We start from the raw sequence: 26,965 nt of genomic DNA on the forward strand, positions 1-26,965 counted from the left end.
CCTAGATAACTCCTTGATTACGTTGGTTAGCTGTGTTATTTTGGGTAATTTGATGTGTTTTAGCCGCCCAAATACACGCATCTATATACTTACTTATACTTTCCACTGTAGAAGATTCAAATATTTTGTTTAAAGGAAACTCTATGTCAAAAGCTTGTCGTATTCGAGATACAACTTGAGTTGCTTTCAAAGAATGCCCACCCAAATCAAAAAAGAAGTTATCATATATTCCCACCTTTTCTATTCCTAACACTTTTTGCCAAATCTCTGTTAATACTTTCTGTGTCTGTGTCTGGGGAGCTACATACTCCGTTGACACACTACTAGCCACATCCGGTACAGGCAAAGCTTTACGGTCTACCTTACCGTTAGGAGTCAGAGGCAGTTGCGACAACACCATCAACTCCGATGGCATCATATATTCTGGCAACCGCAACTCCAGATACTCTCTCAACTGTGGTACCAGTTGCTTTCCTAGCTCGGAACTCAAGGGATTATTCCCATAATGATGCCAGTTACTTGCTACCACCGATTTTTGAGTTAGGGGTGTTAACACTATCCCTTCTTGGGCTAACTCTCTGCGCACAAATACCCCATCCATCAATTCTCCTCTTCCCTGAGCAGACCAACACAACTCTAAGCTATACCCATTATCCGAACTCAGTTCATATAACCTCTCTGGGTCGATGCCATTTACTGGCTTTGACTCTAACGTCTGCCTCAACTGCTGCACATTCTGTTTTGATTCTGGCTGTGATAGGAACTCCACTAAACCTATGTCATTAGCTACTCTGCCATTCACTAAAGCACTAAAGCAAATTGATTCTGGCTGCTTTTGCTGCAGATAAGTTTCTATCTCTTGAGCACTCATATCCGCTCCACTTTCTACAGTCGGTGCTATTATTGATTCTGCTTGGGCTTCTATATGCAACAGTACGCTATAGCGATATTTATTCATTTCGTTTTGCTCCCTTCCCCTCTCTAAACGTATTTGTACATGAGTTATTTCTGGGTGTTTTTCTTTGAGAGCTACAAACAAATCTGGTGATATTAGCAATTCTTGCTCCTGCTCCATTTGTTTGTTTATCTTTAGCTTGAGTTGTTCTACTGACAATGATGGAGTTGCTTGATACAGTTGCACCGAACTGTGAAATGCTTTCATTAAAGGTAAACTCTGGATATCCCCTAAGAAAATTATCCCTCCTGGTTTGACTATCCGAATTGCCTGAGATATTACTTGTAACAAATACTCTACATTCATAAAATATTGAATCACCGAGTTTATAATCACCATATCGAAGCTTTGAGATGCTATGTCACTTATCTCATCTGCTCTTTTATGTGCTAAATTGACATGAGCATATTTCTCTGGTTCCTGGAGTATTTGTTGTTGGATATATTCTAGTGAAATACTAGATATATCGATGCCATCATAGGCTTGTGTGTGGGGTGCGATTTGAAATAGTAGCAACCCGGTTCCACAACCTATTTCAAATACTTTTTTCGGTTTATGCGCTAATACTTGAGCTACAATATCCCCTGCCCAAATTCGCATTTGACTTTCTGGTAAGGATTGGTTGTCGTAACTGCTGCGCCAACCTGAGATGTTGAATAATGGATCAGTTACTTCACTCTTCTGTTCTTCAATTTGTTGGTTAAATAGGTTTTGCCAACTGTTGATGAGAGTATCTAAGAGTTGTAACTTAGAAATGCTAACTGTTTCAGTTTCTGCAAATAACCTTTGATAAAAAGGAGTTTGCTTAAACTGTTGTTTCCAGTGATAAGAAATGTGTTCAAAATCAATATCTTTTCCTTGTTGCCTGATAATACGTCCTTGGATAGCATAATCTGGATTCAAATTATTTTCGCAAAGCTTTCGGCTACAAACAGCTTCTATCACATCTCCTTCACTCACCTCAATACCAGGCTCAAACACTGGAAAATAAACTGGTAACCAACAATGATCATGTTCGAGAATATCTATACACTCACCCTCAATAGTATGCAAATTTAACCAGACCAGAAAACCATCTAATCTGCCGGATTTTTCTATCCTTAACTGAATTTGATGAGTCAACTCTGTATCTAAAGATTTAGTAAAGTCTAAATCCTCAAATATTTCTCGATTGGAGAGTAAATTTGCTTGAGGAAATCCTTTAATACAAACCCGTAAATCAAAAGGATACCCAACCTGTTCAAATATTTTCTGGGTATAATAACCAGAAACCTTTGTAAACTTTGGTTGATTAAGTAACGGTTCTGGAATAGTTACTGCTGCAATCTTAGTCACACTTCTTTCGGGAATCATCGCACCGTCTGGTTTCAAAAACCTTCTGGCATTATTAATAATTACTGCTGCTCCTTCAGAACCACCTATTGCTCCCACAATTTCCGAAACACATACATCTGCTAACTCGGGTAGGTTAACCGTCATCGCATCTCCATGTATGATTTCAATCTGTGCCGATAATCCCAACTTATCCACGCAAGCTTTAGCTAACTGAGTGGTTTCTCTATCTCTCTCAATAGCATAGATTTTCTTAGCTCCTGCTTTGGCACAAAATCTCGCCAAAATAGCATCCTTACCTGTACCAATTTCTACTACTACTCGCTCTTTAACAAGTTGATTAATTGCCACTTGATAACTTTGGTTTCGACGATGGTCATTAGTCATCGCATAGTACAATAACTCATCATAAACATAGTATTCTGCTATTGATGGCCAAAGTTCTATGCCTTTCATCTTCTGGATATTTTGTTCCAACTCTGGTTCGGGAACAAAATATGCTACCAATCGCTTGTTCCCTGGAGTATCTTCCCTGTCTATTACTACAGCTTGTTGTACTTGGGGATGCCTCCTGAGAACTGATTCAATTTCTCCAGGTTCAATTCGGAAACCTCGTATCTTCACCTGATTATCTATGCGACCAAGAAACTCAATATTGCCATCCGGTAAGTAACGAGCTAAATCTCCTGTTTTGTACAGCCTCTCCTCGGTTAAATTCCTCAAAGGATGGGAAATAAATTTTTCCTGTGTTAATTGAGGTTGGTTAAGATAGCCACGAGCTACACCAACACCACCTATATAAATTTCACCAGGTACTCCTATGGGGACTGGTTGTAAATTTCTGTCTAGGATGTAGATTTGAGTATTGCCGATCGCCCTACCTATGGGTGCCACAGAAGACTCTGGCGAGCATTCGGCCATGGTAGCACATACTGTTGATTCTGTTGGTCCGTAGGCGTTCACAAATTGTCGCCCCACAGACCACTGAGATATTAGCTCTGGTGGGCAAGCTTCTCCTGCTACCACTATGGTCTTTAAATCAGGTAATTCCTCTTTGGGCATCACTGCCAGAGCTGAGGGGGGTATGGTGATATGGGTGATTTTGTTGTTGTGCAACCACTGACTCATACCCACTCCAGGCATTAAGGTATTTCGGCTGCCCAGATACAAACTGGCTCCTGAACCTAAAGCCATGACTATTTCCGAGATGGAGGCATCAAAACTTAATGATGCGAACTGAACGACTCTGCTGTTTGAGTTGACTTGAAACCCTTGCATTTGAACTGTAGCCAGATTACACAGTCCCTTGTGTTCTACCAAGACTCCTTTCGGTTTACCTGTGGAACCTGATGTATAAATTACATAAGCTAAATTTTGGGGGCTGACTTCACTCTCTACTTTTTCTGGTGTTTCAGTTGCTATTTTTTCCCAATCTCTATCTATAAAAACTACTTGGGTTTGATGTTGGGGGAGTTGAGCTAATAATTGTTCTTGAGTTAGTAACACTGACACTTGGGAGTCAGCGAACATATACTCTAGGCGTTCTTGGGGATAGGCCGGGTCTAGTGGCACATAAGCTCCTCCGGCTTTGAGTATGGCTAATAAACCTACTACCATCTCTACTGAACGCTCTACACATATTCCCACTAGGGTTTCTGGAACTACTCCCAATTTTTGCAAGTAATGGGCTAGTTGATTAGCTTTGCTGTTTAATTGGGAATAGGTTAGCTTTTGTTGTTCAAATACTACTGCTACTGCATCTGGGTTTTTCTCTACCTGTTCCTCAAATAACTGATGGATACATTTATCATTTGGGTAATCTGTTTTCGTATTATTCCATTCTACCAATATCTGTTCTCGCTCTACCTCTGTCATTAATGGTAGTGCTGTTACTCTCTGTTGCGGATCATTCACTATCCCTTCTAACAAGTTCTGGAAATGACCAGCTATTCGGGCAATAGTTTGCTCATCAAATAAGTCAGCATTGTATTTTAATAACCCAACCAGAGATGAGTCCTCTTCAAACATTTCCAGGAATAAATCATATTGACTTTCATACTGTTCGAGTACAAAAGGTTCTACTTCAAGTCCTCCCCAATTTCTCAAGGTTTTTTTGCTGCTCAAAAAACACTTTGGCACATCTTGAGATTCCTGGAATTTTTTTAGTACAAAGCCAGCCTGAAAAAGAGGAGCACGACTGGAGTCACGTTCTACCTGTAACTTCTCTACCAATAAAGCAAAGGGATAATCTTGATGAGCTAGTGCTCCCAGGACTGTCTGGCGTACTTGAGAGAGGAAATCTCTAAAAGAGAGATTCCCTGACAAATCTGCCCTCATCACTACTGAGTCCACGAAGTAACCAACAAGAGAAGCAAACTCCGCTTTTGTTCTGCCAGAAGTAGGATAACCTACTAAAATATCCTTTTGACCGGTGTAACGATACAGAAGCACTTGAAAAGCAGCCAACAGAGTCATATACAGAGTTGCCCCCTCTGTTTGAGCTAGTTCCTTCAGTTGTTCAATCAACTTTTCTGATAACTTGAAGGGATAGCTGCCACCATTATCAGTCTGTATAGGGGGTCGTGGTTTGTCTGTAGGCAAATTCAAGACCGGTAATTCCCCGCCCAATCTTTGTTGCCAATAGTTCCATAGTTGTTCTCCTTCTTGTCCTTCTATTAACTCCCTTTGCCAATTAACATAATCTTGATAAGAATACTGTAGTGGTGCTAGGGATGCCTCAAGCCCATTTAGTTGAGCTTGGTAAAGTTGTGGTAGCTCTTTGGCAATTAAGTTCCATGACCAACTATCTAAAGCAATGTGATGTATTGTCAGTAACATAATATGGTCTTGCTCGGAACAAGTGAACCACCTAACTCGCATCACTGGTTCTGTTTCTAGGTTAAAAGGATGTCTGTGAGCTTCAACTACCTTTTTGTTTAACTCCTCTTCACTCCAACTAGAAGCATCTATCTGTAATAAGTCTAACTCTTGATGTTGATGTAGTTGTTGGATTGGTTGTTCGCCCAACTTCGGGAATGTACTCCGTAGTAGCGGATGCCTTTCCCTTAGAGCTTGAAAAACCTGTTGCCAAATAGTTATATCTACTTTGGAGTAGATCCGAACCGAAAATGACACATTATAATTATGACCCTGGGGTGATAGCTCCCACAAAAACCAGAGATATTTTTGACCATAAGAGAGGGGATGGACTTGGGATATATCTGGGTTTTCCCTTAGTAACTGTAAGATTTCTGATTTATACTGCTCTAATTCGGCCATAACATCAGTGGTCAGTACTTCTTGGTAACCTTCAGTTCTTAACTTTCCTCCATCATTCCATAATTTAACCCCTTTGATAGAAAGGTCTTGTAAAAATTTAATTAAGTTCATAGTTCTAGCTTGATCCAGTTATTTTATTTAATGTTATCTGTGCGATCGCTTTGATGTTAGTTGTTAATTGAGTGGATTTTAGAGATCAGCAATGGTGATTAATTCCATATTTATTGGAATTGAAACATCCACGTCTACCTGACTTTAAAATTTACTTCTTAGCTCAATTGACATGTTAAGATTCCAATCCCATTTTATTTAGGACTGGTACACAAGATTTTAGCTCCCGAAACCTCGATTAGGCCGTAGCAAAATCACTACATCTTTATCACTACCTTTTATTTAAAGGTTTGTGTATATCGATTAGGTAATTTTTCATGGCTAATACTCGAGCTGCTTTATTTTGGATATGAGCAGTTAATATCTTTGGCTCTCCTAGCTTGATTCAAAACCCAGTGACATCATAGGGGAAAATATAATCTAATTCAGATTGTTTAATATTATCTTTATAATCTATTTTGATAATCATTTACAGTAATACCAACAAAAACTCTTGTAGACTCACCTTGTAACCGTTGTGGAATGTGCCCGTCATTTTCCATGGCTTCCCAACAAACTTCCAGAAGTAACCGATGTTCTGGATCGAGACTGACAGTGTCCCGAGGTGAAATCCCAAAAAAGCGAGTATACATCTTACCTGGAACGCTTGGATCACGGTTGTAGTAAGCATTACATCCCAACGTTTAGCAGGAATTTCTGTAATAGCATCATTCGTTACAAGTTCAGGTTGTGTATCATTTGTCAATGACTTATAGCAATTATTATACTTATGAGGTACAAATTTATGGGTTTTAGGGAGTAGGGAGCAGGGAGCAGGGAGCAGGTAAGAGGTAAGAGGCAAGAGGCAAGAGGCAATAGGCAATAGGCAATAGGCAAGAGTGAAAAAATATTGTGTATCTCATAGCTATGAAAAAAAACATTGTTTGTATAAATGGTAACAGACACAAAAATGATTAACTCAATTTTGTGTAAACTTTGAATAAATCCCATCGTAAAGCAGTTTTTTTGGTCAAAGTCAACAAATTTTTCGCTGACTTTAAACAAATATGAAAGATTTTGGTAAACTTTTATGGGTGAATTCCAGACTTCTGGGTAATTGCTAAAGGAGAAAACTACTAATGTCAGAGCACATCTCGTTTGATGAACTGTTAGGCAAAATCAGCGAAGCCTATGAAGATGCCCAGAGCAAAATTGAGCAATGTAATGTTTTAGTAATTGGTCAAACCGGTGTAGGTAAAAGTACTTTAGTAAACACAATTTTTCGCTCTCGTCTGGCAGAAACAGGAGTGGGCTATCCTGTTACTCAAACTATTCGTCGTTATACAAAAACAGGTTGCCCGATTACAGTGTATGATACGCCAGGGCTAGAACTTAAAGCCGAACAGATTGAACGAGTAAGGGCAGATATCTCGAAACTAATTGATGATCAAAGGAAACTAGAGGCAAAAGAACACATTCATGTGGTGTGGTATTGCCTTAATCATGAAACAGCTCGATTGGATCCGATTGAGGAAGAATGGCTAAAGAGCCTGCAACAAAAAGATGTACCCGTTATCTTAGTTCTGACTCAAACCTTAACGAAAAAACGTAGTGAGTTTATTGCTTTCCTAGAGGGTAAGAATCTACCGGTTAGTCAGATTATTCCAGTGCTAGCACAATCAAAACCAATCGATGATGATTATACGGTGACAGCTCATGGTTTAGAGCGTTTAGTAGAAGTGACGGCAAATTTACTGCCAGAAGCCCAGCGCAAAGCATTTCTGAGAGAACAGATTAGAAATATTGAACTAAAAGCAGGTGAAGCGTTTAAATATGTTACGGGTTATGTTACTGGTTCAGCATTGGTTGGTGCCTCACCAATTCCGTTTTCCGATGCGCCAATCTTGGTAACGATGCAAACGGTAATGATTGCTAATATCACCAGCATTTTTGGATTAACGGTTGAAAGAGCTTTTCTGGGCATGGTGATATCTGCTCTTGGCGGTACAGGAGGAATGACCGCAGTGGGTAAAGTAATTGTCGCGAATTTACTCAAAATGATTCCTGGTGCAGGCACCGTTCTTGGTGGAGCAATATCAGGCTCAACGGCAGCAGCACTAACCCTGGCTCTTGGTCTATCTTATATCGAAGCACTCAAGATTTATGTGAAAGCTCAGATTGATGGTAAAGAAATACCCCTTTCTGAGCTGGCAAAAATTATCATTGAACAATACAAATACTATGGGGGAACAGGTAAAAAAAGCTTGAGCGATCGGGAATTACCCCCTTCAGATTAGGGGAGGGTGGGGAGTGTGGGGAGATGGGGAGATGGGGAGATGGGGAGATGGGGAGATGGGGAGATGGGGAGATGGGGAGATGGGAAGGGGAGCATGTCACTTATGCAGCAACATTAGTACTAAGGTAATAGGTAATAGGTAATGGGTAATGGGTAATAGGTAATAGGTAATAGGTCTTCAGGGGAGCTAGTCCTGGATGAATATTTGTACATTATCTATAGCCCCCTCATGGGTTTAAGCTTGCTCTACTGGAAAATAGTACTAATGTTTCAGCAAATTTGACCTGCTCCCGATGGGAAGTTTATTATATAGCAGTTATCCTATTAATTAGCTACACATATTTTTTCCCTATTACCTATTACCTATTACCTATTACCTGTTCCCAATTCCCGATTCCCGATTTCCGATTCCCGACTCCCGATTCCCGATTCCCGATTCCCGATTCCCTACTCCCTATTCCCTACTCCCATCATTTAAATATGATAGAGATTACTCACCATTAGTTTACTGTTTTGATCGTTGATAAATCGTTGGATAAATTCGGGGATTTCTTTATTGTGATTAGGATAGACAGTGGATTGCCAACAATAGGATAATTGACCAATTTGGAATAACCGAAATGCTAAATCTAGATCGGCTCCTTCGGGAATTCTAATGGTTTCTTTAAATCCACCAATTTGTTGAAGGGCTTTTTTCCAAATCAGGGCATTGGCTGTAATTAATGATTCTGGTCTACTGATCTGGCACTCTTCAAGCATGGTTAAGGGAATGAATCTTTCTTGACCGTCATAAAATTTTGACAATAAATCCTTGCCCCATGCTTTAACATTACCTGCATAGCCTATTGCTCCATTTATGCTATTAAGATATCCTTCGATAAATGATTCAGATGGAAGACAGTGGCTATCGGTAAATAATATCCAATCTCCTTTGGCATAGTTGATGCCTACGTTTCTGGCAGAGGCTAAATCATTTTTTGAGCATTTCAGTAATCTGATCGAAAGATTATTACCTTGGAAGTGTTGAGGGATAGTAATTGGTCGCCTGGAGTTATTATCAACAATAATTATTTCTTTTGGATAGATGTGGGGATTCTGGGTGTTAAAAAACTCAGTTAAAAATAAATCAAGTCCTTCTTGATTATTCCTGACGGGAATAACGATTGATATATCAGATGCTTGAATGTTTAAGGGTACAGTAAAATCGGAGTAATTCTGTGGCGTTGAATGAAGTTTGTTGATGAAAGTCATAGGATTACCTCAATTGTCTGGATTAGAGTTCTGCCAACTGACTAGTGCAGGGGGGCAGAAATAACAAACCCGCGTCCTACAGTGGAAATCCTTGATATTAAAGAATTTATGACTTCTGAGTTGAGACTTCAGACTTCCGGGTAGCTGCACTATAACTCCTATACACAATCTTGGCTATTCCACCAGGACATTTTTAGGAAGTGTGGGAGGTGTGGGGAGTGTGGGGAGTGTGGGGAGATGGGGAACAGGGAACAGGGAACAGGGAATAGGCAAGAGGCAAAAGGCAAGAGGCAAGAGGGAAAAAATCCTGTGTAGCTGATTAGACCTCTTGCAAAAGTAGTTTTCTGATAGTGTTTGCGTCAATTCTTGTCCACTGTTCCCTGTTCCCGTCTTGATGCAGTCGCTCATGGGGGAAACCCCCAAGACCGCGCTGCATCGCTGTTCCCTGTTCCCTACTTCTGCAAGAAGTCTATTACTATGAGAACTGCTATAGATAAAATCAAGTAATCTTTTAACGATAGGGATTCGTCTAGGAATTGTAATAATTTTTGATGCCATATTCCCTACTCCCTACTCCCTACTCCCTATTCCCTACTCCCTACTCCCTACTCCCTACTCCCTGTTCCCTACTCCCTGTTCCCTGTTCCCTGTTCCCTGCTCCCTTTGCTATAACCCTATATCCTACTATAAGACACACATATTGTAATGTTGACAATAGTTGATTTATCAAACCGGGTTTATTGGGAATAAAAGGTTGAGGAGTTAAGTCAATGGAATATAGCTGACTGACTAGTTTGTTGCCTTTTCCATATCTGATAAATCTTTTAATAAATCCCAGAATGCCGTGAGTGAAATCATGATAGACAGTTGATTCCCAACTATAGGATAAGTTGCCAATTTCTAATAACCTAAACCCTAAATCTATATCTTCACCGGCAGCAATTTTAATAATTTCGTTAAATCCACCGATTTTTTCAAGGGCTTTTTTCCACACTAAGGCATTGGCTGTAATTAAATATTCCGGTCTGAGCATCTGGCCATCTTCAATAACTTTTAATGGTACAAGTATTTCTTGAGTTTCATAATAGTTTGACAATACATCATTGCTCCAGGCTTTAACATTACCTGCATATCCGATGGAGCCATTCATGGCATTAAGATAGCCTGTGATTAAGGATTCTGAAGGAATACAGTCACTATCGGTAAATAAAATCCAATCTCCTTGAGCAGACTTTATTCCCATATTTCTGGCAGATGCCGGTCCAAGTTTTGAGCATTTTATCACTCTTATTGAAAGGGGAGCAACTTGAAACTGTTTAGGGATAGTAATCTCTGGCTTTGATTGATTATCAACGATAATGATTTCTTGTGGATAGCTTTCTAGGTTCTGGGTTTTGAAAAATTCTGACAAAAATAAGTTAATTCCTTTCTGATTATTCCTGACGGGAATAACTATCGATATATCAGATGATTCAATTGTTACTGGTGCAATTAAATGAGCTTGCTTTTGTGGCTTAAACCCCAATTTACTGATTAAGGTCATAGGATTGGCTGAATTTTATCCTTCAGAGGTTTTAGACCCCTATACAGAATCTCTGCTATTCCATCAGGACATTTTTGGGGAGAGTGGGGAGATGGGGAGATGGGGAGATGGGGAGATGGGGAGATGGGGAGATGGGGAAGTGTAGAATTAAGAATTAAGAATTAAGAATTAAGAATTAAGAATTAAGAATTAAGAATTAAGAATTGAGAATTAAGAATTGAGAATTAAGAATTGAGAATTAAGAATTGAGAATTGAGAATTGAGAATTGAGAATTGAGAATTCACCATTATGCATTCTGACAGACAACCTACCCTTCGGGAACGCCAAAGGCGAACAACTAACCAACCTTCAACCTTCAACTAACCAACCTTCAACCTTCAACTAACTAACCTTCAACTAACCAACCTTCAACCTTCAACTAACCAACCTTCAACCTGCTAACCTTAAACCTGCTAACCTTCAAAAAAAATAGCCGCAGAAATACTATCCACGGCTAGGAATTTACCTTATGTCATTCAGTTTTCCAACTTATCCAGACGTGAGTGATCTTACGGGACTCGACCGGATGGTTTGGCCGGGGGAAAACCCCCCAGCAATTTAACGTTTTAACGGAGCCTGAAGTACTTGGTGCTAATTGTTATGAATTCTCCCGGAACATCCGTCGGCTGCAGAGGACTCCACTCGGATATTTCGGTGTAGCCAAGTGCATAGAGGGTATGCATGGTATTAGTTATTGCCTTGCGGGAGCCCTTCAAAATGTGCTGAACACGGATTTTGTTTTGGGAATAATCATCGGGGTTGTTGTCTGGATTTTGTGGAATTTCTGAAGTCATAAGGTTTACCTTTTGCTTTTTAGTTACATTTATAATTGTAATGATTATATTTTATTTTGTCAAGGGTTTTTAGAATTTTTTTTTGAGGGGTAATGTAAAGAAAGGCGATGCTATTTCAGCATTTAAATTGGGATACCTAAATTTATCAAAGGCAATAGGCAATAGGCAATAGGCAATAGGAAAAAAATCCTGTGTACCTAATTACTATGAGAACAGATATAATGGAAATGTTTAGCAAAATTAAATGAATTGTGATATTTTTTTCCCTTTGGGTGCATCTCCTAAAAGCTGTTTGACCCGGTGGTGCGTTACGGGGCGGGCTATCCCAAAAAGGCGCGAAGAGGCGGAAAATGAGCCCGCCCCTAACACACCCTACGCAACTCCCGATTCCCGATTCCCGATTCCCGATTCCCGATTCCCGATTCCCTTTTATTTAGGAAAAAACTGATTAACAGTACAACTAAAACCAGGTAGGATAGGAGAGGTTAGGGTATCTTGGCTGAAAAGGGTTGCTACTAATTTGAGCTGACTGTTTTCCCGGCGATAGATTTCGATCTTGCGAGACCTCCAATCAGCAATCCAATATTCTTTGACGCCTCGTGAAGAGTAAAGTTTTAGTTTAGCTTCTCGGTCTGGTCTTTGGTCTTGTTGACTAGCAGATAAAACTTCGACTGCTAATTCTGGGGCACCAGTTAGATGTCCAGATTCGTCTAATATTAATTCATAGGTTTCTTGAGTAACCCAAACGACATCGGGAATAACATTATCGGATTCGGAAAACAGGACACCGGGACTAGGAATAGCTTCCCCTAAACCACTTGCTTCAGACCAAGCATCTAGCTGTCGAAAAATTTTGCCACAGGTTTGCTGATGTTTAGTATGAGGCGCTCTAGTGACAAATAATTCTCCATCAATGATTTCGTAGCGTGTTCCTTCATTTTCTGGTAGCAATTCTAGGTCATGAATAGTCCAGTATACTCTCTCATGTATTGCCTGATTCATAATTACACTCCGTTAGCTCTATACTAATCCTACTCGCGACTCCCGACTCCCGACTCCCTATTCCCATAGTGTCAGAGTTAGGTTATGAGCTAGGGAAGCTATAACTATAATGTGATCCTCGGGGCATACTCTAGAAACTAGTTATATCAACGAATGAAGCTAGAAAAAAATCCAATCAACACATATCTAATTACCTTTACTCTGGAAGAAGAATGCTTTGGGTTCCCAAAGGCGCCAGAGATAGTACATCTTGAGGGATTGAGCTCTGAAGGCGACCTCATAATGACTGATGTCAGGCATTGCCACGCGATGACATTAAGCCAAATGCTTGATAGCATCAACGAAGACAAAAGCGCCTATGACAAATTTATAAAATACATCAAAAGAACAGGTAAAATTGAACTAAATAGTTTTAAAGCTGTCTATGAACATAACTCAGAGATAGTTAAAGAAATTGCTTTTCCTATCAAAACAGTGGTTGCATTTTGGGAATACATGTTTAATCCCCGATTTCAGAACAAAGAGGTTCGTAAACTAGATAAAGCAGCTAATGGGTTCTACGGTTTTCAGAATTTTGAAGAATACTCAAAGACTAGATGGAGTGACATACTCCCACACTGACTCTGCTCTTACAGAGCCGCTTCGCGAACGAGTTCAGTGTGGGCTTCTTACCAACTCCAGCCATCGCTATCGGCTTTCGCCGACGCTGCGCGAACGGATACACGGTAAGCTTTATTAACGACACGGTCAGAAGTTACCGCAAGAAGAGTGGAGCCAAAATGGTTAGCAGGCTATGCATAACAGGGTTAAAACTTTATGATTAAGGCGACCCTCTGATAAGGTTTCCTCTCCGGGATGCCCCTCCGCGCCGGAACAATAAATAAGTTCTATTTTTTAATTAGTAGGTGGCGGTTAGCTCTTAATTTGTCTTCCCTACTTCTTTTATTATAGACGATCTTCAATCGTAATTGTTCCCTATTACATAAATATCTTGTGCAAAATTCATCCCACACCTATGCTGCGCATTAGGTGTGGGGCTTCTTTTGCCGGACAGCTAAAGAAAAACATGATATTCAAAGAAATATAGACCAAATCGTGCAGGAGGCGCAATTAGCGTTAGCCTCCCTTTGGTATGACATGGCCATAGTGAATACTTATGACAAAAAGTTTGAGGATGCAATTGCATCATGCAATCAGGCTTTAGAGTTCAATCCTGATTGTCTTGAAGCCATAGACGTGACATACTCCCACACTGACCTTTACAGGTTCAGTGTGGGCTTCTTACCAACTCCACCTATTGGTATCGGCTTTCGCCGACGCTGCGCGAACGGATACAAGGCCTATGGCCACGCTACGCGAACGGTAAGCTTTACTACTGGCAGGATGCCCCACCGCCAAATTTAATATATTGATCGCTGCGTTTACATCTCTATCAGCTACATAGCCACAATGAGGACAAGAGTGAGTGCGATCTTTTAGTTTTTTCGGCACTTTTTTGCCGCAGTTAGAACAGTTTTGGCTAGTGTTTCGGGGATTCACTGCTTTCGTTGCCAGTCCAGCATTTAAGGCTTTGACTGACAAGATTGAGAGGAATTGATTAAACTAAGCCAGGGAGTCGCCTCACTTCTGACTCGTCTCCAAAACCGTACGTGAAAGTTTCCCTTCATACGGCTCCTCATGATAGGAACTACTGTCATTGGTACCTCTACATTAGAATGGGTTTTCATCTAGTTCAGAGGAGTCGGTATTTGACTCTTGACACTTTGGATTGACTTTTGTTCTATGTATTATGTCGTGGCAGTGTAGGTGAAGTAATTCAAGATTTTTAAGTTGGTCGTTTCCACCTTGTGCGCGTGGTATTATATGGTGTGTTTCCATCAAATCTTCATTCCTAAAGGTGAGTCCACAGTACGCGCATTTCCCTTCTTGCCTTTTCAGGAGTTTTCCTTTCTGGCTGGTTATTTCGGGGTGTTTCTGCATTCTGTGATTCCAGTATATTAGGTCACCATCGAATGGACTTCTGGTTTCTTTGACTTTGACATGTCGAATTATTTTTGTTTTTACATGTTTTGGGAGGTAATTATCCTCTTTTGTCATAAAAACCCAGTTGTCTATCTTTGGCATTTCCCAAGGTTTCTTAGGTTTTTCGACCTTTGTTCCCCAATACTTTTTATTCACCCAGGTTTTAGATTTGTTTGGATGTCTTCTGTATCCCCACCTTTGAAGTTTATTCCAGAGCATATTGTCTAGGTTTGAGAAGGCTTCTTTACTTACTACTGGTTTGTAGTAGTTACACCATCCCCTTATAATAGGTTTAAGCCTGCTAATGAGTGCGGCTTGAGGAGCTGCTTTGTGTTTGTCTATGACTTGAGAAAGCTGCTCCCAATGCTCTTTTATTTTCTTCTTGGATGGTTTGATGAGGGTTTTAAAGCCTTGTTTTGACTGGTTTTTACCTGCTGGGTATTGACGAACGTTAAACCCTAGGAAATTAAATCCTGTGAAGGTATGGGTCAGTCTGGTTTTACTTGGCTTTAATTCCAGGTCTATGTTCTTTAGCCACTCACTGATAATCTTTTGACATTCTTCTACCACTTGTTTGGATTTATGCATGATGACAAAATCATCTGCATATCGAATAAGGCTTAATGCTTTTTCATTATCCCTTTTAGTTCCAGGTAATGATTTGGCGTATTCCTTAATTCTTTTTTCCATTCCGTGTAGGGCTATGTTCGCTAGGAGTGGAGATATTATCCCACCCTGGGGGGTACCCTCTTCTGTAGGAGAGAATGTCCCGTTATCCATTACTCCGGCTTTTAACCATCCTCTGATTAATCGCTTCATTGAAGGATAAGTATTTAATTTTTTGAGAAGTGTGTTGTGGTTGATTTTATCAAAGCATTTGGAGATATCAGCATCTAATACCCATTTAGGTGTTTGTTTGATACTGAGGAATATTGCTTCGATTGCATCGTGACATGACCTTCCTGGTCTAAACCCGTATGAGTTGGGCTCAAATATTGCTTCCCATTCAGGCTCTAGTGCCTGTTTGGTGAGAGCTTGGAGCGCTCGGTCGTAAATCGTGGGTATCCCTAGAGGGCGTTTTTCATTACGTCCAGGTTTGTCTATCCAAACTCTGCGGGTTGGTTGTGGTTTCTTATACAACTTAAGGTTGGCTACTAAGGTGAGACGTTGTTTGCTATCATTGGCTTTACGTCCATCTATTCCGGCAGTCTTTTTACCTTTATTTTGTTGTGTTACCTTCCTTACCGCTAGCATTTTTGCCGACCAAGACTTCATCAGAGTCTTTTGTAGTTTACGTACCACGCGAACATCACCACGTTGGGAGGCTCGATATATTCGTTTTTGCAACTTGAATACGACACGTTCTAGCTTTCGCCAATCCGTACGATTCCATTCCGACTGTGGGGCGAACCCCCGAGTTTTAGACATATCAATTGCTACTTACAACTACATCATTTCCTATCACGTGAGTCTGTCTGCATATCTTAAGAGTTACCTTAAGCTTTGGCTTCTGACTCTATCTTCCTTACATAGGCCATACGGCTAACTACCTACTCGGAGACCGACCTTTCCGAGAGTACCTATGAAGTTACTTCGTTCCTGGTAACCATTCTGTTGAACTTTTAGGGTGGTATTCTCCGCCGGGAACTTGGGAAATCATTATAAGGAGGGGTAACCTTATAATCCTTTTATGTTCCTTTATCTATTTGAATGCAGCGTATCAGCTCATTTCGCTGCGTTGCTGTAACGACGGTTCAAACATATCTTCCTTTTGGTACCCTTGAGTTCATTTGCCTGTTACTAACGCCATTTTGAGTTAATAGCGCTTCACTGTTCGACCCCGCTTTACCCGCTTAGTTTGTTATTACTCAGTGGGCAGGGGTAAGGCTGTCACTCGGATTTCACGAGGGTTGGTATTTCACCAACATGGTTATCAAGTTATCAAGGCTCATTAGTCCTTGTGGTTAATCCCCCAGACCTTTATTAGGTATGGTTTCTAACCAACGAATCGCACACCCCACCCAGCATCTAATATAGATTTAGCCAATTTGGTCTTAGCCAGACCTTTAATATTGAGCTTCTCATGAGCTACTAGATCATGTTCATCCAGTAATCCCTTTGCAGTTTTAAAATGAAAATCTTTCCTGGTGTCAGCAACCTTCTTGTGAGCTTTCCCTAGTTTAGTGACAGCTTTTTTCCTATTATTACTCCCTTTTTTAGATCGGCTGACAGCTTTTTGAACTTTCTTCAGTCGTTTCTGAGCCTTTCGATAATACTGAGGAATTGGCACCTCTGAACCATTTGACTTGACCAGAAAAGACTTGAGACCCATGTCTATTCCAATAGGATTTTTAACACTATCTACTGGGATGACATCTGGGACAGTATCATCTTGTATTGACAACGTAACATAATAGCCGTCAGCTTTTCGGGTTACAGTGGCCGTCTTGATTTTAAAACCTTCTGGAATAGGTCTATGGTAAATCAGCTTGACTTTTCCAAATTTCGGAAGAGTCAAATTATTGCCATCTATAGGGTTTGTGCCAAGAGAAGGAAATGTAAAAGATTTATATCTGTTTTTCCCTTTAAAGCGAGGTCTTCCGCTCTTTCTTCCGTTACTATCCCCTTTGAGGTACCGCTTAAAAGCTAGATCTACTCTCTTGACACAGTCTTGGAGAACTTGGGATTGAACTGCACTGTACCAAGGTCTATCCTTCTTTAACTGGGGGAGGGTTTTCTTTTGGGAAAAATAGTCTGGATTGTTCCTTAAATTTGGTAAGTGGCAAACAAGAGGGCAAGAGTTAATGGAACAGCGATTCTGTTCGTACCAGTTAAATCTATCAGCCAATAGATAGTTATATTGATGGCGAAGCATGTCTAGCCATCTTTCTATTTCCATTTCCTGTGATTTGGTTAGTCTTAACCGGTACTGATACGCTGATCTCATTGTTGCTATCTCTTGTTTATCGACCTATTATTAGGTTAGCAACCGTATTTACAAGTGTCAAGGCGAAATGAAAGATAAAAACTTAATGATCAGATTGACTAGTTTTGAGAAAAAGCAACTCAAACAGGAAGCTGACCGGAGAGGAATGACTTGTTCGGAATTACTTAGAAGCTTGATAGCTCGCTTCCCTATGCCGAAAGACTCTGTGTAAAATTCATCCCACGCCGACTTTCAGTTCGGACGTGGGGCTTCTTTTACCGGACAGCTAAAAGAAAAACTTCTGAACCAATAATCCCCTGGGATCCCAGGGGATTGTCTAGAAAAAAATATCACTGCTTACAATCGAGAGCATGTGACTTAGGGAGATAGGGAGATAGGAGGAATTAAAGCGAATCAAAAGGTATTTTTAACCTTAAAAAAAACCTCTTCCCTACTCCCTACTCCCTACTCCCTTAACAATCGCTAAACCTTAGCCTCTTCTTTCACTAACTTATCCCAACCCAAATCCTTGAGGCTGTTATTGCGACGTAACGGACGAGTTGCCAATTCCAGAATGTCTCGGGCATTAGTAAAGCCGTGCATTTGAGCAAAGGTAAACTCAACGGACCACTTAGTATTAATTCCCCGTGCTTCCAAAGGATTAGCATGAGCCATACCGGTAATCACCAAATCCGGCTCTAACTCATAAATCCGCTGAATCTGGTTGTAATTGTCTGGCTTCTCGATAATCTTAGGAGTTGGTACACCCATTTCGTGACAAGTCTGTTCTAACAGAGCTAACTCAGCCTTCTGATAACGCTTATCCATGTAAGGGATACCGATTTCATGGCAAGTCATACCGCAACGAACGAGGAAACGAGCTAAGGAAACTTCCAGCAAGTTATCCCCCATGAAAAATACAGACTTGCCACGCAACAGCTGGATATAATCCTCCAAGCTTTCCCAAATTTTAGCTTCCCGTTCTGCCAAGCCTTTTGGTTCAATACCAAACACAGAACACATTTTCTCTATCCAAGCCCGAGTGCCATCCGGACCAATGGGGAAAGGTGCGCCAATTAACTTACACTTGCGGCGGCGCATCAGAGTAGTAGCAGTACGGCTGAGGAAAGGATTCACCCCAGCAACATAGTAACCTTCTTCAATTACTGGCAATTCCGTGTAACGCTTAGCAGGCAACCAACCAGACACCTTAATCCCCTGCTTCTTCAACTCTAGGGTGAGGTTAGTCACAACCGGGTCAGGTAGGGAGCCAAACAACACTAGGGGTGGATGATCCGCATACTCTGACTCTTCCGCAGCCACCTCTTCTTTCTGGCGTCCAAAGTTGAGGAGTTTTGCGATCGCATTCCGCTCTTGTTTCTCCTCTTCCACCTGGGGTGCTTCTTTCGGACACTTGTGAGCCATAGCGGCCAATACTGTATCTTCACCCTGGGTGAAAGCATAGTCTAAGCCATTAGCACGAGCCACCACAATCGGAATGCCAATCTCAGATTCCAGCTTGGGAGCCAAGCCTTCCAAATCCATCTTGATAATTTCCGTAGTGCAAGTACCAATCCAGACAATCACACTAGGATTGCGATCGCGTTTAATCTGCAAACACAACCGCTTCAGTTCTTCGTAATCATTGAGCTTAGCGGAAATATCCCCTTCTTCCAACTCCGCCATGGCATAGCGTGGCTCAGCAAAAATCATCACCCCCATCGCATTTTGGAGGAAATAGCCACAAGTCTTAGTACCAATCACCAAAAAGAAACTATCTTCAATCTTTTGGTAAAGCCATGCCACGCAGCTAATCGGGCAAAAGGTATGGTAATTCCCAGTTTCGCACTCAAAATCTAGGGCTTGAGGGGTTTGAGCAACAGTCATTTAAAGTTCTCCTCTCCTGGTTTCTCTCGTCGGTTTTAAGGGTTTAAGGTTTTAAGGGTTTAAGGTTTTAAGGGTTGAAGGTTGAAGGTTGAAGGTTGAATGTTGAATGTTTTAATGGTTGTTCGCGTAGCGTGGCCTATTGGCCAAGGTTTTAAGGGTTAAGGTTGAATGTTAGTTGGTTTAAGGTTAGTTGGTTGAACGCGATGGACTTCGTCCCGCTTTGCTGCGAAGCGCGTGGCCTTTTGGCCAAGGTTTTCAGGCTTAGTTTGACCCGGTGGTGCGTTACGGGACGGACTGTCCCAACACTGGCTACGGAGAATAAAATGAGGGTTCGCCCGTCCCTAACGCACCCTACACCTGCTAACTTTCAACCAAATAACTTTCAACTTTCAACCTTCAACCTCCTAACTTTCAACCTTTCTTTCAACCTTTGGTTACACCATCATCAGGTCTAATTCTTCTTCCTCAGTCACTGCTGGGGTTTGAGGATTGAGGTAGAAGTCAGACAGCAAAGAGAACAACTCCCGGTCTGGTGCATCTTGAGGTACAACCCCCTCAGGCTGTGCCAGAATTTGGTCAGCAATGTTGAGATAGTATTGGCAAACCGGTTCCAGGCTAGGGTCAGTTTCTGCCATTTCAAAAATCGTTTTGCCCTTAACCCGAGAGACACGGATATCTTCAATTAGTGGCAGAATTTCCAGCACTGGCATGGGGACAGCTTCCACATACTTATCGATCAAGTCGCGCTTAGAGGTGCGGTTGCCAATCAGACCAGCCAGACGCAGGGGGTGAGTGCGAGCTTTTTCACGAACAGAAGCAGCAATCCGGTTAGCAGCGAACAACGCATCGAAACCGTTATCGGTGACAATCATGCAATAGTTGGAATAGTTCAGGGGAGCAGCAAAACCACCACAGACTACATCACCCAGAACGTCAAACAGAATCACATCGTACTCATCAAAAGCATTCAGTTCCTTGAGCAGCTTTACAGTTTCACCAACCACATAGCCACCGCAACCCGCACCAGCCGGGGGACCACCAGCTTCTACGCAATGAACACCACCATAACCTTTGTAAATCACATCTTCAGGCCAGACATCTTCGTAGTGGTAATCCTTTTCCTGAAGGGTATCAATAATCGTAGGAATCAGAAAACCAGTCAGAGTGAATGTGCTGTCATGCTTCGGGTCACAGCCAATTTGCAGCACCTTCCGACCCCGCTTAGCTAGGGCAACTGAGATATTACAGCTAGTTGTGGACTTACCGATACCACCTTTTCCATAAACTGAAAGTTTCACTTTTAGTTATCTCCTGTTTCAGATAAAAATTCTTCTTTTGTCTTTGCCGATACTTTTTAGCTACCAAAATCTACCAAGGTAGGCTTTAGCCCGCCAATGCAAGCTGATTTTTCAGCCAGGGTGTATCTACCAAAGCCCGCAGAAAAATTCCACGAGCGCCATTGATGTCGCGATCCATTAAACGACCATCAATTTTTGATTTGATGGTTTTACTTCCGCCAATATTGACTAGTTCACCAGTCCAACTAACAGTTTTACTGGTATAAGCTTCACAGACGTCAAGGACAATTTTGCCTGTCTCAGATGCTTTATGCTTTAGAAACTCTTTAAACCTGTAATGAGCAAAAGACAGCATGTTGCGAACAGTCAAAGACCTGATTTTCCTGGTCTTTCTGTTTGACATCTGAGAGGTTTCAAAAGTAGGAAGCAGTATTACGTCAAAGTGATCAACTAGTAATCGAGCAGCTTTGTGATGTAGTTCGTTTATCAGGTTCTTGATTTTGATGATTATCCGTCTAGCGGCTCTCTTCATTCGATATTTTTGTTTGCCTTTAGCTTTACTTGTTCTGGACAGCAAACGATCGAGGTGAGCACATAGTCGCTGAATTCGGGAAAAGTCACCTTCTCCAATTTTGCCAACGGAGTTTTCACTGAAAAACGTCAAGAATGTTCTAACACCAGGGTCTAAAGCGACTACTCTGCCTTGGCTTTCGGCTTTTATTTGAGTGCTTTTGTGGGGAACTGTTAGGTAATAGTCCCCATTAGTGCTAGTTAATCGACAGTCACCAATATTACCGGGAATGGTTTCAGTAAAAGTTAATTCACCTAATTTTGTGTGATAAATGCCTTTAGCTGAAACGGCTGATTTAGGAATGTAACAAGATTGAACGGGATTCTTTCGAGACCTAAACCTAACCCGATTAATTTGGCCAGTCTTTTTATACTTCTTCTTGGCTTCCCTAACAGCCGTGCAAGCCTCCTTAATCGCTATGGATTTAATTTGATAAGGTACTGTCTTGCACCACTCGGGAAGGTTGTTTACTATTTCCGTTTTAATGGCAAACCAGTTAGCTTTTTTTTCGCCATTTTCTAGGATTTTTACAGTTTTATTAAAAACATAACGGGACACTCCAAACCAGTGGCGGATAATTGCACGCTGTTCAGAGTTTAGGAACACTCTTATCTTCTTTGATTTTTGTCCCGTACTTTCTGAGTCCGTGGACTCTACAGGAGAAGACGTGAATGATGGAGAGAATATCTGCCGTGAGTTCAGCCTCGGGGCAACTTTCAGGTTGGTCGGATCCCATGATTTTTCCACCGTTGAGACTGACCAAGTACTCAATGAGTTCAAATCCAAATCTGGTAAGTCTGCAAGGGCAGGCAACAGCAATCGTGAGCTGATCTCCTCGCACAAGCCGTTCCAGTATGGTTCTAAGACCTTTGCGTTTATAGTTGAGACCTGATCCGATGTCAAAGATGATTTCCGCTTCCGGGAAGAGGGAGTGCATGTAGGCAATTTGCCTGGCGAGGTCGTCAAATTGTTTGCTACTGCTGACTCGGCAGTAACAGATGGTAGCTGGCTGTCTTGGTTGTCTTCGCCCCAGACTGAGCAGGCTTTCTGTGTCAAAAAACCTTGTTCCTCCTGGAGTTTTTTCGGATTTGATCGTTCCATCGTCCGCATATTTCCTCAGAGTGTTCCTAGATAGTCCCGTAAGTTCGACCGCCTTACGAAGTGGTACGAGTGCCCTCCTTATAATCTACCAAATATTTGGAGATTTTGGGATATTACTGGACAATTTGCTTAACTGTCACAATCCCCCTAAGCCAGCCGAAAGGATAATTGCTGAAATTCTGCTGGATTTATCTTAGGCACCGCTTCGGCGTTGACCCTAAAGCCAGCCATAGATTGCTTAGCTTTCGGTGCTTCTTGAATTATTCACCAACTGCACTAGAAAATACAGGGTCTTTTTTATCGATATAGCCTTTAAATTAGCTTAAATAGACTTTTATAAATTTAAACCATAATCTAAACCACTTTAAATCATATTTATCAAATTTAATACTTAATTAATTATTTTTAAATAAAAATTAAATAAAAAGTAGTACAATAAACAAAAATGATAAATTACCAGGGGAAATTAAGCTAATAGCACCTCAAGTAGCTTGGGCGTAGCGCATTAGCTAATAGCTGTTCCAGTAGTGTGGGCGTAGCCCATTAGCTTACAAATCATATAGACCCACCAGAAGCCATAGGCGGGTCTAGCTATTCAGATTCTTTGTAAATAATAATTAAATTTTTTCGGAGCAATCACAGCAATCTTCGTCGATAGAGTCACAGACTTTGAAAAAGGTACACAGAATCGGCAATTGGGAATCGGGAATTGGGAATCGGGAATCGGGAATCGGAACCCACCCCTAACCCCTCCCAGGAGGGGTTAGGGAATCGAGAATCGGGAATCGGGAATCGGGAATCGGGAATTGGGAATCGGGAAAACTGATCTGATTCCCCATCTCCCCATCTCCCTATCTCCCTATCTCCCTATCTCCCTATCTCCCCACCTCCCCTGATTCAGATTAAATCTCTATCCGCTCAAGCCCCTACAGCTTCCTTAGCGGCATACATCACTTCAAGAGTGATTTCACTAAAGCCACGCTCACGAGCAAACTTCTCAGTATTGCGCTTTACTTTACCGCGAACAAAACCAGGCACCTTATTCAGTTCTGCTTTAGCGTCCTTACTCCAGTTCAGGTCAGAATCAGCAGAGATCCCCTTGGTAATCACTTCCTTGGTATCATGACCACCAAAGATTTCCAACAAGTGGTCTTCCATACCCAAGGTAAAGGAATTGTAGACCAAATCAGCAATTTGGTTAGTACCTTCGTAACCCATGAAGGGACGATAACCGATGGGGAAGTTTTGGATATGAATTGGAGCAGCAATCACACCACAAGGAATATTCAAGCGCTTACCAACGTGCCGTTCCATTTGGGTACCGAAAATCGCAGCAGGTTCAATTCGTGCGATCGCATCCCCAATTTGACCATTATCATCACTGATCAGGATCTCATCACAGTATTCGCTCACCTGCTCCTTAAACCAATCCGCATCATACTTGCAGTAAGTCCCAGCCAGCACCACATGAATACCCATCTCCCGTGCCAGAATCTTGGTCATAGCCGCAGCGTGGGTATTATCTCCGAAAACCACAGCCTTCTTACCCGTCAAGTTTTGGCAGTCGATGGAGCGAGAGAACCAGGCAGCTTGAGAAACGTACAGGGTTTGGTTGTCGATGTACTCCTCGTAATCGACATTAGCACCTTGACCATTGACAATTTCCTGAATCTTACGGATACAACGAGCAGTTTCCACCACACCCAGAGGAGCAATATCGACATAGGGCATCGAGAACTCTTCTTCCAGGTAACGGGCACTCATCAAGCCAATTTCCCGATAAGGCAACAGGTTAAACCAAGCCCGAGGTAGATTTTTCAGGTTGTGGACAGACGCTCCCTCTGGGAGGACTTCGTTAACCTCAATGCCCAAATCAGCCATCAGCCGCTTCAGTTCAGTACAATCGTGTTGATTGTGGAAGCCAAGGGTAGAAATACCAATGATGTTCACCGAGGGTTTTGCAGTTTTGCCCTCTGGGAGCTCACCCTTCTTGCGGGCTTTGTTGAGGTAGAACTGAACAATTTGATCTAGGGTGCGGTCAGCCGCTTGCAATTCATTGACCCGGTAGTGGTTGACATCTGCCAGCATCACATCAGCCTTAGCATCCATCTGAGCCCGGTTTACGAAGTTCTCCAGGTCTTCTTGTAGGATACTGGAGGTGCAGGTGGGGGTCAGCACAATCAGATCAGGGTTTACCTCCTGATCCTTGCGGGTAATGTTGTCCACTACTTTTTCCTGAGAACCCCGTGCTAGCACGTTCCGGTCAACAATACTAGCAGTTACCGGAGTGTAATCCCGCTCTCGCTCTAGCATTGAGCGCATCACGTTGAAATAGTCATCCCCTAGGGGGGCATGCATAATAGCATGGACATTCTTAAAAGAACTCGCAACGCGCAGTGTGCCAATGTGGGCAGGACCTGCATACATCCAGTAAGCCAATTTCATATCCTATTCTCCCTTGTTAAAAGATTAAGTATCAAGTATCAAACATCAAACATCAAGCATCAAGCATCAAACATCAATAATTCTTAAGCATTAAGCATCAATTATGGAGCAATTTTCTGGATTAGTTACTCAGCAACCAAGATGTTTTCAGCCTTGCTGCCTTGGCCTTTGGCCACGCTACGCGAACAGCCTTAAGACCCAAGCGTGATTTAGATTGTCTCAGAAGTCCGAGGTAATGACTATCCTTAGGGATAAGTGTTTTTTGCCTGGTATCTAATTCGCCAAATCCTCTTGCCAAGATAAACATATCGATTAGGGATATAAGAGAATCTGAATCAAATTGCAATTATTCTTAATTTTTAGTTACAGGGAGCAGGGAGCAGGGAGTCGGGAGTCGGGAGTCGGGAGTCGGGAGTGTGGGGAGTGTGGGGGAGATGGGGAGATGGGGAGATGGGGAGATGGGGAGATGGGGCGGGGGCGCGGGGAGATGGGGAATCAGATCAGTTTTCCCTGTTGCCTGTTGCCTGTTGCCTATTGCCTGTTGCCTATTGCCTGTTGCCTATTGCCTATTGCCTATTGCCTATTGCCTATTGCCTATTGCCTATTGCCTATTGCCTGTTGCCTGTTGCCTCTTGCCTGTTGCCTATTCCCTGTTCCCTATTCCCTGTTCCCTAATATGAAAACCACTAGAGCAAGCATAATAATGTCAAAATAATCACAACCGGTTTGTCTGAAGAGTCCTCATGGAATGGCATATAACTGATGCTCAAAGTCTGGCAATTATTGACCGTGAAATAGGCGAGCATGTCTTTTCACCAGCAGAATACGAGATTGTGCGGCGGGTGATTTATGCCACAGCCGACTTTGAGTATAAGTCTCTGATTCATTTTTCTGAGCGGGCATTACAAGCAGGAGCAGCAGCTCTAGCTGCTCGTAGCACAATTGTAGTGGATGTGCCAATGGTACAAGTAGGGATCACTCCCCACATTCAAGATACCTTTGCTAATCCAGTGTATTCCAGCATGGAAACCCTCACTCGTCCCCAAAAACAAAAGACTAAGGCAGCCTGGGGGATGCAAACCCTAGCTAGACGCTATCCAGAAGGAATTTTTGTGATTGGTCAAGCTCAGACAGCTTTGACAGTATTGGTGGAGTTGATTGAGGCAGAGGAAATTCGACCAGCCTTGGTGATTGGGGTACCTGCGGGATTTGTAGAGGTGGATGTGGCTAAATCTCGGTTGAGGGATTCTTTGATTCCCCACATTCGGATTGATGGTCGTAAGGGTTCTGCGGTAGTGGCGGCTGCTATTGTTGATGGCTTAGTAGACTTGGCTTGGCAAGCCTACGGTCAGGATGATATTGATCTCTCACACGCCTAAAAGGGCGTCGCCCAATTGTGGAATGATTGTGAGTAATGGGTAATGGGTAATGGGTAATGGGTCATGGGTCATGGGTCATGGGTCATGGGTCATGGGTCATGGGTCATGGGTCATGGGTCATGGGTCATGGGTAATGGGTCATGGGTAATGACCTTCGGTCAGGCTCATTGACCAAAACCCTCCGTTGGTGATCGATAAAAATTTGGTTAAGATCCTCTCAGCAACGGTTTAGCAAAGGGATAAGGATGGCAACTGCGGTTAAATTAATAGCTCCAGGTTTTTGTGTAAAGTACCCGAAAACCCCTTGGAGTGTGATATATGTCGAAGATGCTTCAGGCAAGTTTCATTTCCGCCTTAGTAGTCGAGACTTCAAATTTGAGCCCCGCGATCGCTACCGTTACCCCACTCATGAGGCGGCTAAACGGGCAGCATTGTGTTTTCTGGAATTACTCAAACGTATAGAGCGATCGCGGATGCGCATGAGCATTCTGCTAGAAATTGGTATTCTTAAATTTCCCCGACAGACCTATCACTCTTATGAAATTTGGTTATTGATTGATCGGACTCGCTATAGTTGGGAGGTAATAACAGCCAATGGTTTTTGTTTCCGCTCCCAGCGCTGGTACAAAAATCCTAACAGTCCGATTCTTAAAGCCAAGAAACATATAGACCGGGAGCTAGCGGTCTATCAAATCAAAAATGTGGTTGGCTGGGTTTAATAGACTTCGCGGCAGTTGTCGGGAATAGGGAACAG

24 protein-coding genes and 2 pseudogenes are annotated in these 26,965 nt (G+C 42.1%); 10 read left to right on the forward strand and 16 right to left on the reverse strand.

Annotation, left to right across the window (positions count from 1 at the left end):
- Nucleotide 1: 1 nt before the first annotated feature.
- On the reverse strand, nt 2-5,677 hold the full coding sequence (locus BJP34_RS46950; protein WP_070391038.1) for a non-ribosomal peptide synthetase: 5,676 nt from the start codon (nt 5,675-5,677) through the stop codon (nt 2-4).
- Nucleotides 5,678-6,123: 446 nt separating this feature from the next.
- The gene (locus BJP34_RS50260) at nt 6,124-6,309 is read right to left on the reverse strand and encodes a beta-ketoacyl synthase N-terminal-like domain-containing protein (protein WP_083304968.1); all 186 of its coding nucleotides are present in this window, start codon (nt 6,307-6,309) and stop codon (nt 6,124-6,126) included.
- 486 nt (nt 6,310-6,795) lie between these two features.
- Between BJP34_RS50260 and BJP34_RS02910 the strand changes: the two genes are divergently transcribed.
- Both BJP34_RS02910 and BJP34_RS42140 read left to right on the forward strand, forming a co-directional pair.
- A complete protein-coding gene (locus BJP34_RS02910; protein WP_070391040.1) occupies nt 6,796-7,953 on the forward strand; it encodes a YcjF family protein in 1,158 nt (385 codons plus the stop codon).
- A gap of 278 nt (nt 7,954-8,231) precedes the next feature.
- The gene (locus BJP34_RS42140) at nt 8,232-8,456 is read left to right on the forward strand and encodes a hypothetical protein (RefSeq protein ID WP_158516955.1); all 225 of its coding nucleotides are present in this window, start codon (nt 8,232-8,234) and stop codon (nt 8,454-8,456) included.
- On the opposite strand, the gene BJP34_RS02915 is transcribed toward BJP34_RS42140, so the two are convergent.
- The 3 genes from BJP34_RS02915 to BJP34_RS02920 all read right to left on the reverse strand — a co-directional run bounded on the left by BJP34_RS02915 (nt 8,427) and on the right by BJP34_RS02920 (nt 10,746).
- On the reverse strand, nt 8,427-9,203 hold the full coding sequence (locus tag BJP34_RS02915; RefSeq protein WP_070391041.1) for a glycosyltransferase family 2 protein: 777 nt from the start codon (nt 9,201-9,203) through the stop codon (nt 8,427-8,429). The two genes, BJP34_RS42140 and BJP34_RS02915, sit on opposite strands and share 30 nt — an antisense overlap.
- A gap of 174 nt (nt 9,204-9,377) precedes the next feature.
- Complete coding sequence (locus BJP34_RS38505; RefSeq protein WP_149030756.1) at nt 9,378-9,761, reverse strand: hypothetical protein; 384 nt, start codon at nt 9,759-9,761, stop codon at nt 9,378-9,380.
- Nucleotides 9,762-9,801: 40 nt separating this feature from the next.
- Nucleotides 9,802-10,746, reverse strand: a complete 945-nt coding sequence (locus BJP34_RS02920; RefSeq protein WP_070391042.1) for a glycosyltransferase — start codon at nt 10,744-10,746, stop codon at nt 9,802-9,804.
- A 4-nt stretch (nt 10,747-10,750) separates the two neighbouring features.
- On the opposite strand from BJP34_RS02920, the gene BJP34_RS42145 reads away from it, so the two are divergent.
- Nucleotides 10,751-10,891 (forward strand): hypothetical protein, encoded by a 141-nt coding sequence (locus BJP34_RS42145; RefSeq protein ID WP_158516956.1) that lies wholly within the window; start codon nt 10,751-10,753, stop codon nt 10,889-10,891.
- Nucleotides 10,892-11,352: 461 nt separating this feature from the next.
- Here BJP34_RS42145 and BJP34_RS02925 read toward each other — a convergent pair whose 3' ends face one another.
- The gene (locus BJP34_RS02925) at nt 11,353-11,580 is read right to left on the reverse strand and encodes a hypothetical protein (protein ID WP_070391043.1); all 228 of its coding nucleotides are present in this window, start codon (nt 11,578-11,580) and stop codon (nt 11,353-11,355) included.
- Between the two features lie 244 nt (nt 11,581-11,824).
- On the opposite strand from BJP34_RS02925, the gene BJP34_RS38510 reads away from it, so the two are divergent.
- Nucleotides 11,825-12,028: a hypothetical protein gene (locus BJP34_RS38510; protein WP_149030757.1), complete on the forward strand. Its 204-nt coding sequence runs from the start codon at nt 11,825-11,827 to the stop codon at nt 12,026-12,028.
- On the opposite strand, the gene BJP34_RS02930 is transcribed toward BJP34_RS38510, so the two are convergent.
- Entirely contained in the window at nt 12,010-12,582 is a 573-nt protein-coding gene (locus tag BJP34_RS02930; RefSeq protein ID WP_070391044.1) for a Uma2 family endonuclease, read from the reverse strand. The genes BJP34_RS38510 and BJP34_RS02930 overlap by 19 nt on opposite strands.
- Before the next feature lie 153 nt (nt 12,583-12,735).
- Here BJP34_RS02930 and BJP34_RS02935 point away from each other — a divergent pair, with 153 nt between their 5' ends.
- Together BJP34_RS02935 and BJP34_RS50265 are read left to right on the forward strand one after the other, a co-directional pair.
- On the forward strand, nt 12,736-13,203 hold the full coding sequence (locus BJP34_RS02935) for a hypothetical protein (protein WP_070391045.1): 468 nt from the start codon (nt 12,736-12,738) through the stop codon (nt 13,201-13,203).
- 474 nt (nt 13,204-13,677) lie between these two features.
- Entirely contained in the window at nt 13,678-13,986 is a 309-nt protein-coding gene (locus BJP34_RS50265; protein ID WP_168166460.1) for a tetratricopeptide repeat protein, read from the forward strand.
- A 60-nt stretch (nt 13,987-14,046) separates the two neighbouring features.
- Here BJP34_RS50265 and BJP34_RS50270 read toward each other — a convergent pair.
- The 3 genes and pseudogenes from BJP34_RS50270 to BJP34_RS02950 all read right to left on the reverse strand — a co-directional run.
- Nucleotides 14,047-14,163, reverse strand: a pseudogene (locus BJP34_RS50270) (zinc ribbon domain-containing protein); the annotation flags it as partial.
- A gap of 129 nt (nt 14,164-14,292) precedes the next feature.
- Nucleotides 14,293-16,032 carry a group II intron reverse transcriptase/maturase gene (gene ltrA / locus BJP34_RS02945; RefSeq protein WP_070391047.1) on the reverse strand — a complete coding sequence of 580 codons (1,740 nt, stop codon included), beginning with the start codon at nt 16,030-16,032 and terminating at the stop codon, nt 14,293-14,295.
- Nucleotides 16,033-16,618: 586 nt separating this feature from the next.
- Nucleotides 16,619-17,551, reverse strand: a pseudogene (locus tag BJP34_RS02950) (RNA-guided endonuclease InsQ/TnpB family protein); the annotation flags it as partial.
- Nucleotides 17,552-17,618: 67 nt separating this feature from the next.
- On the opposite strand from BJP34_RS02950, the gene BJP34_RS50275 reads away from it, so the two are divergent.
- The gene (locus tag BJP34_RS50275; RefSeq protein WP_083304970.1) at nt 17,619-17,762 is read left to right on the forward strand and encodes a plasmid mobilization protein; all 144 of its coding nucleotides are present in this window, start codon (nt 17,619-17,621) and stop codon (nt 17,760-17,762) included.
- 251 nt (nt 17,763-18,013) lie between these two features.
- On the opposite strand, the gene BJP34_RS02955 is transcribed toward BJP34_RS50275, so the two are convergent.
- From BJP34_RS02955 to BJP34_RS42150, 6 genes are all read right to left on the reverse strand, one after another.
- Nucleotides 18,014-19,417 (reverse strand): ferredoxin:protochlorophyllide reductase (ATP-dependent) subunit N, encoded by a 1,404-nt coding sequence (locus BJP34_RS02955; RefSeq protein ID WP_070391048.1) that lies wholly within the window; start codon nt 19,415-19,417, stop codon nt 18,014-18,016.
- A 434-nt stretch (nt 19,418-19,851) separates the two neighbouring features.
- Entirely contained in the window at nt 19,852-20,715 is an 864-nt protein-coding gene (gene bchL, locus BJP34_RS02960) for a ferredoxin:protochlorophyllide reductase (ATP-dependent) iron-sulfur ATP-binding protein (protein WP_070391049.1), read from the reverse strand.
- Between the two features lie 85 nt (nt 20,716-20,800).
- Complete coding sequence (locus BJP34_RS02965) at nt 20,801-21,892, reverse strand: RNA-guided endonuclease InsQ/TnpB family protein (RefSeq protein ID WP_202972116.1); 1,092 nt, start codon at nt 21,890-21,892, stop codon at nt 20,801-20,803.
- Entirely contained in the window at nt 21,876-22,472 is a 597-nt protein-coding gene (locus BJP34_RS02970; RefSeq protein ID WP_324611070.1) for an IS607 family transposase, read from the reverse strand. The genes BJP34_RS02965 and BJP34_RS02970 overlap by 17 nt, the downstream gene beginning before the upstream one ends.
- Before the next feature lie 833 nt (nt 22,473-23,305).
- On the reverse strand, nt 23,306-24,832 hold the full coding sequence (gene bchB, locus BJP34_RS02975; protein ID WP_070391051.1) for a ferredoxin:protochlorophyllide reductase (ATP-dependent) subunit B: 1,527 nt from the start codon (nt 24,830-24,832) through the stop codon (nt 23,306-23,308).
- A gap of 121 nt (nt 24,833-24,953) precedes the next feature.
- A complete protein-coding gene (locus tag BJP34_RS42150; protein WP_158516957.1) occupies nt 24,954-25,178 on the reverse strand; it encodes a hypothetical protein in 225 nt (74 codons plus the stop codon).
- Between the two features lie 104 nt (nt 25,179-25,282).
- Between BJP34_RS42150 and BJP34_RS35935 the strand changes: the two genes are divergently transcribed.
- From BJP34_RS35935 to BJP34_RS02985, 3 genes are all read left to right on the forward strand, one after another.
- Complete coding sequence (locus BJP34_RS35935; RefSeq protein ID WP_083304971.1) at nt 25,283-25,507, forward strand: hypothetical protein; 225 nt, start codon at nt 25,283-25,285, stop codon at nt 25,505-25,507.
- Nucleotides 25,508-25,575: 68 nt separating this feature from the next.
- Nucleotides 25,576-26,211, forward strand: a complete 636-nt coding sequence (locus BJP34_RS02980; protein ID WP_070391052.1) for a precorrin-8X methylmutase — start codon at nt 25,576-25,578, stop codon at nt 26,209-26,211.
- A 245-nt stretch (nt 26,212-26,456) separates the two neighbouring features.
- Complete coding sequence (locus BJP34_RS02985) at nt 26,457-26,930, forward strand: hypothetical protein (RefSeq protein ID WP_070391053.1); 474 nt, start codon at nt 26,457-26,459, stop codon at nt 26,928-26,930.
- The last annotated feature ends 35 nt before the right edge of the window (nt 26,931-26,965 follow it).

Source organism: Moorena producens PAL-8-15-08-1 (assembly GCF_001767235.1).
GTDB classification, from domain to species: Bacteria; Cyanobacteriota; Cyanobacteriia; order Cyanobacteriales; family Coleofasciculaceae; genus Moorena; species Moorena producens_A.

Bases quoted from the DNA above. Each gene is read 5' to 3' on its own strand.
- BJP34_RS46950 (WP_070391038.1), bottom strand. From the start codon at position 5,677: ATGAACTTAATTAAATTTTTACAAGACCTTTCTATCAAAGGGGTTAAA.
- BJP34_RS50260 (WP_083304968.1), bottom strand. From the start codon at position 6,309: ATGTATACTCGCTTTTTTGGGATTTCACCTCGGGACACTGTCAGTCTC.
- BJP34_RS02910 (WP_070391040.1), top strand. From the start codon at position 6,796: ATGTCAGAGCACATCTCGTTTGATGAACTGTTAGGCAAAATCAGCGAA.
- BJP34_RS02915 (WP_070391041.1), bottom strand. From the start codon at position 9,203: ATGACTTTCATCAACAAACTTCATTCAACGCCACAGAATTACTCCGAT.
- BJP34_RS38505 (WP_149030756.1), bottom strand. From the start codon at position 9,761: ATGGCATCAAAAATTATTACAATTCCTAGACGAATCCCTATCGTTAAA.
- BJP34_RS02920 (WP_070391042.1), bottom strand. From the start codon at position 10,746: ATGACCTTAATCAGTAAATTGGGGTTTAAGCCACAAAAGCAAGCTCAT.
- BJP34_RS02925 (WP_070391043.1), bottom strand. From the start codon at position 11,580: ATGACTTCAGAAATTCCACAAAATCCAGACAACAACCCCGATGATTAT.
- BJP34_RS38510 (WP_149030757.1), top strand. From the start codon at position 11,825: ATGAATTGTGATATTTTTTTCCCTTTGGGTGCATCTCCTAAAAGCTGT.
- BJP34_RS02930 (WP_070391044.1), bottom strand. From the start codon at position 12,582: ATGAATCAGGCAATACATGAGAGAGTATACTGGACTATTCATGACCTA.
- BJP34_RS02935 (WP_070391045.1), top strand. From the start codon at position 12,736: ATGAAGCTAGAAAAAAATCCAATCAACACATATCTAATTACCTTTACT.
- ltrA (WP_070391047.1), bottom strand. From the start codon at position 16,032: ATGTCTAAAACTCGGGGGTTCGCCCCACAGTCGGAATGGAATCGTACG.
- BJP34_RS50275 (WP_083304970.1), top strand. From the start codon at position 17,619: ATGAAAGATAAAAACTTAATGATCAGATTGACTAGTTTTGAGAAAAAG.
- BJP34_RS02955 (WP_070391048.1), bottom strand. From the start codon at position 19,417: ATGACTGTTGCTCAAACCCCTCAAGCCCTAGATTTTGAGTGCGAAACT.
- bchB (WP_070391051.1), bottom strand. From the start codon at position 24,832: ATGAAATTGGCTTACTGGATGTATGCAGGTCCTGCCCACATTGGCACA.
- BJP34_RS35935 (WP_083304971.1), top strand. From the start codon at position 25,283: ATGGGGAGATGGGGAGATGGGGCGGGGGCGCGGGGAGATGGGGAATCA.
- BJP34_RS02980 (WP_070391052.1), top strand. From the start codon at position 25,576: ATGGAATGGCATATAACTGATGCTCAAAGTCTGGCAATTATTGACCGT.
- BJP34_RS02985 (WP_070391053.1), top strand. From the start codon at position 26,457: ATGGCAACTGCGGTTAAATTAATAGCTCCAGGTTTTTGTGTAAAGTAC.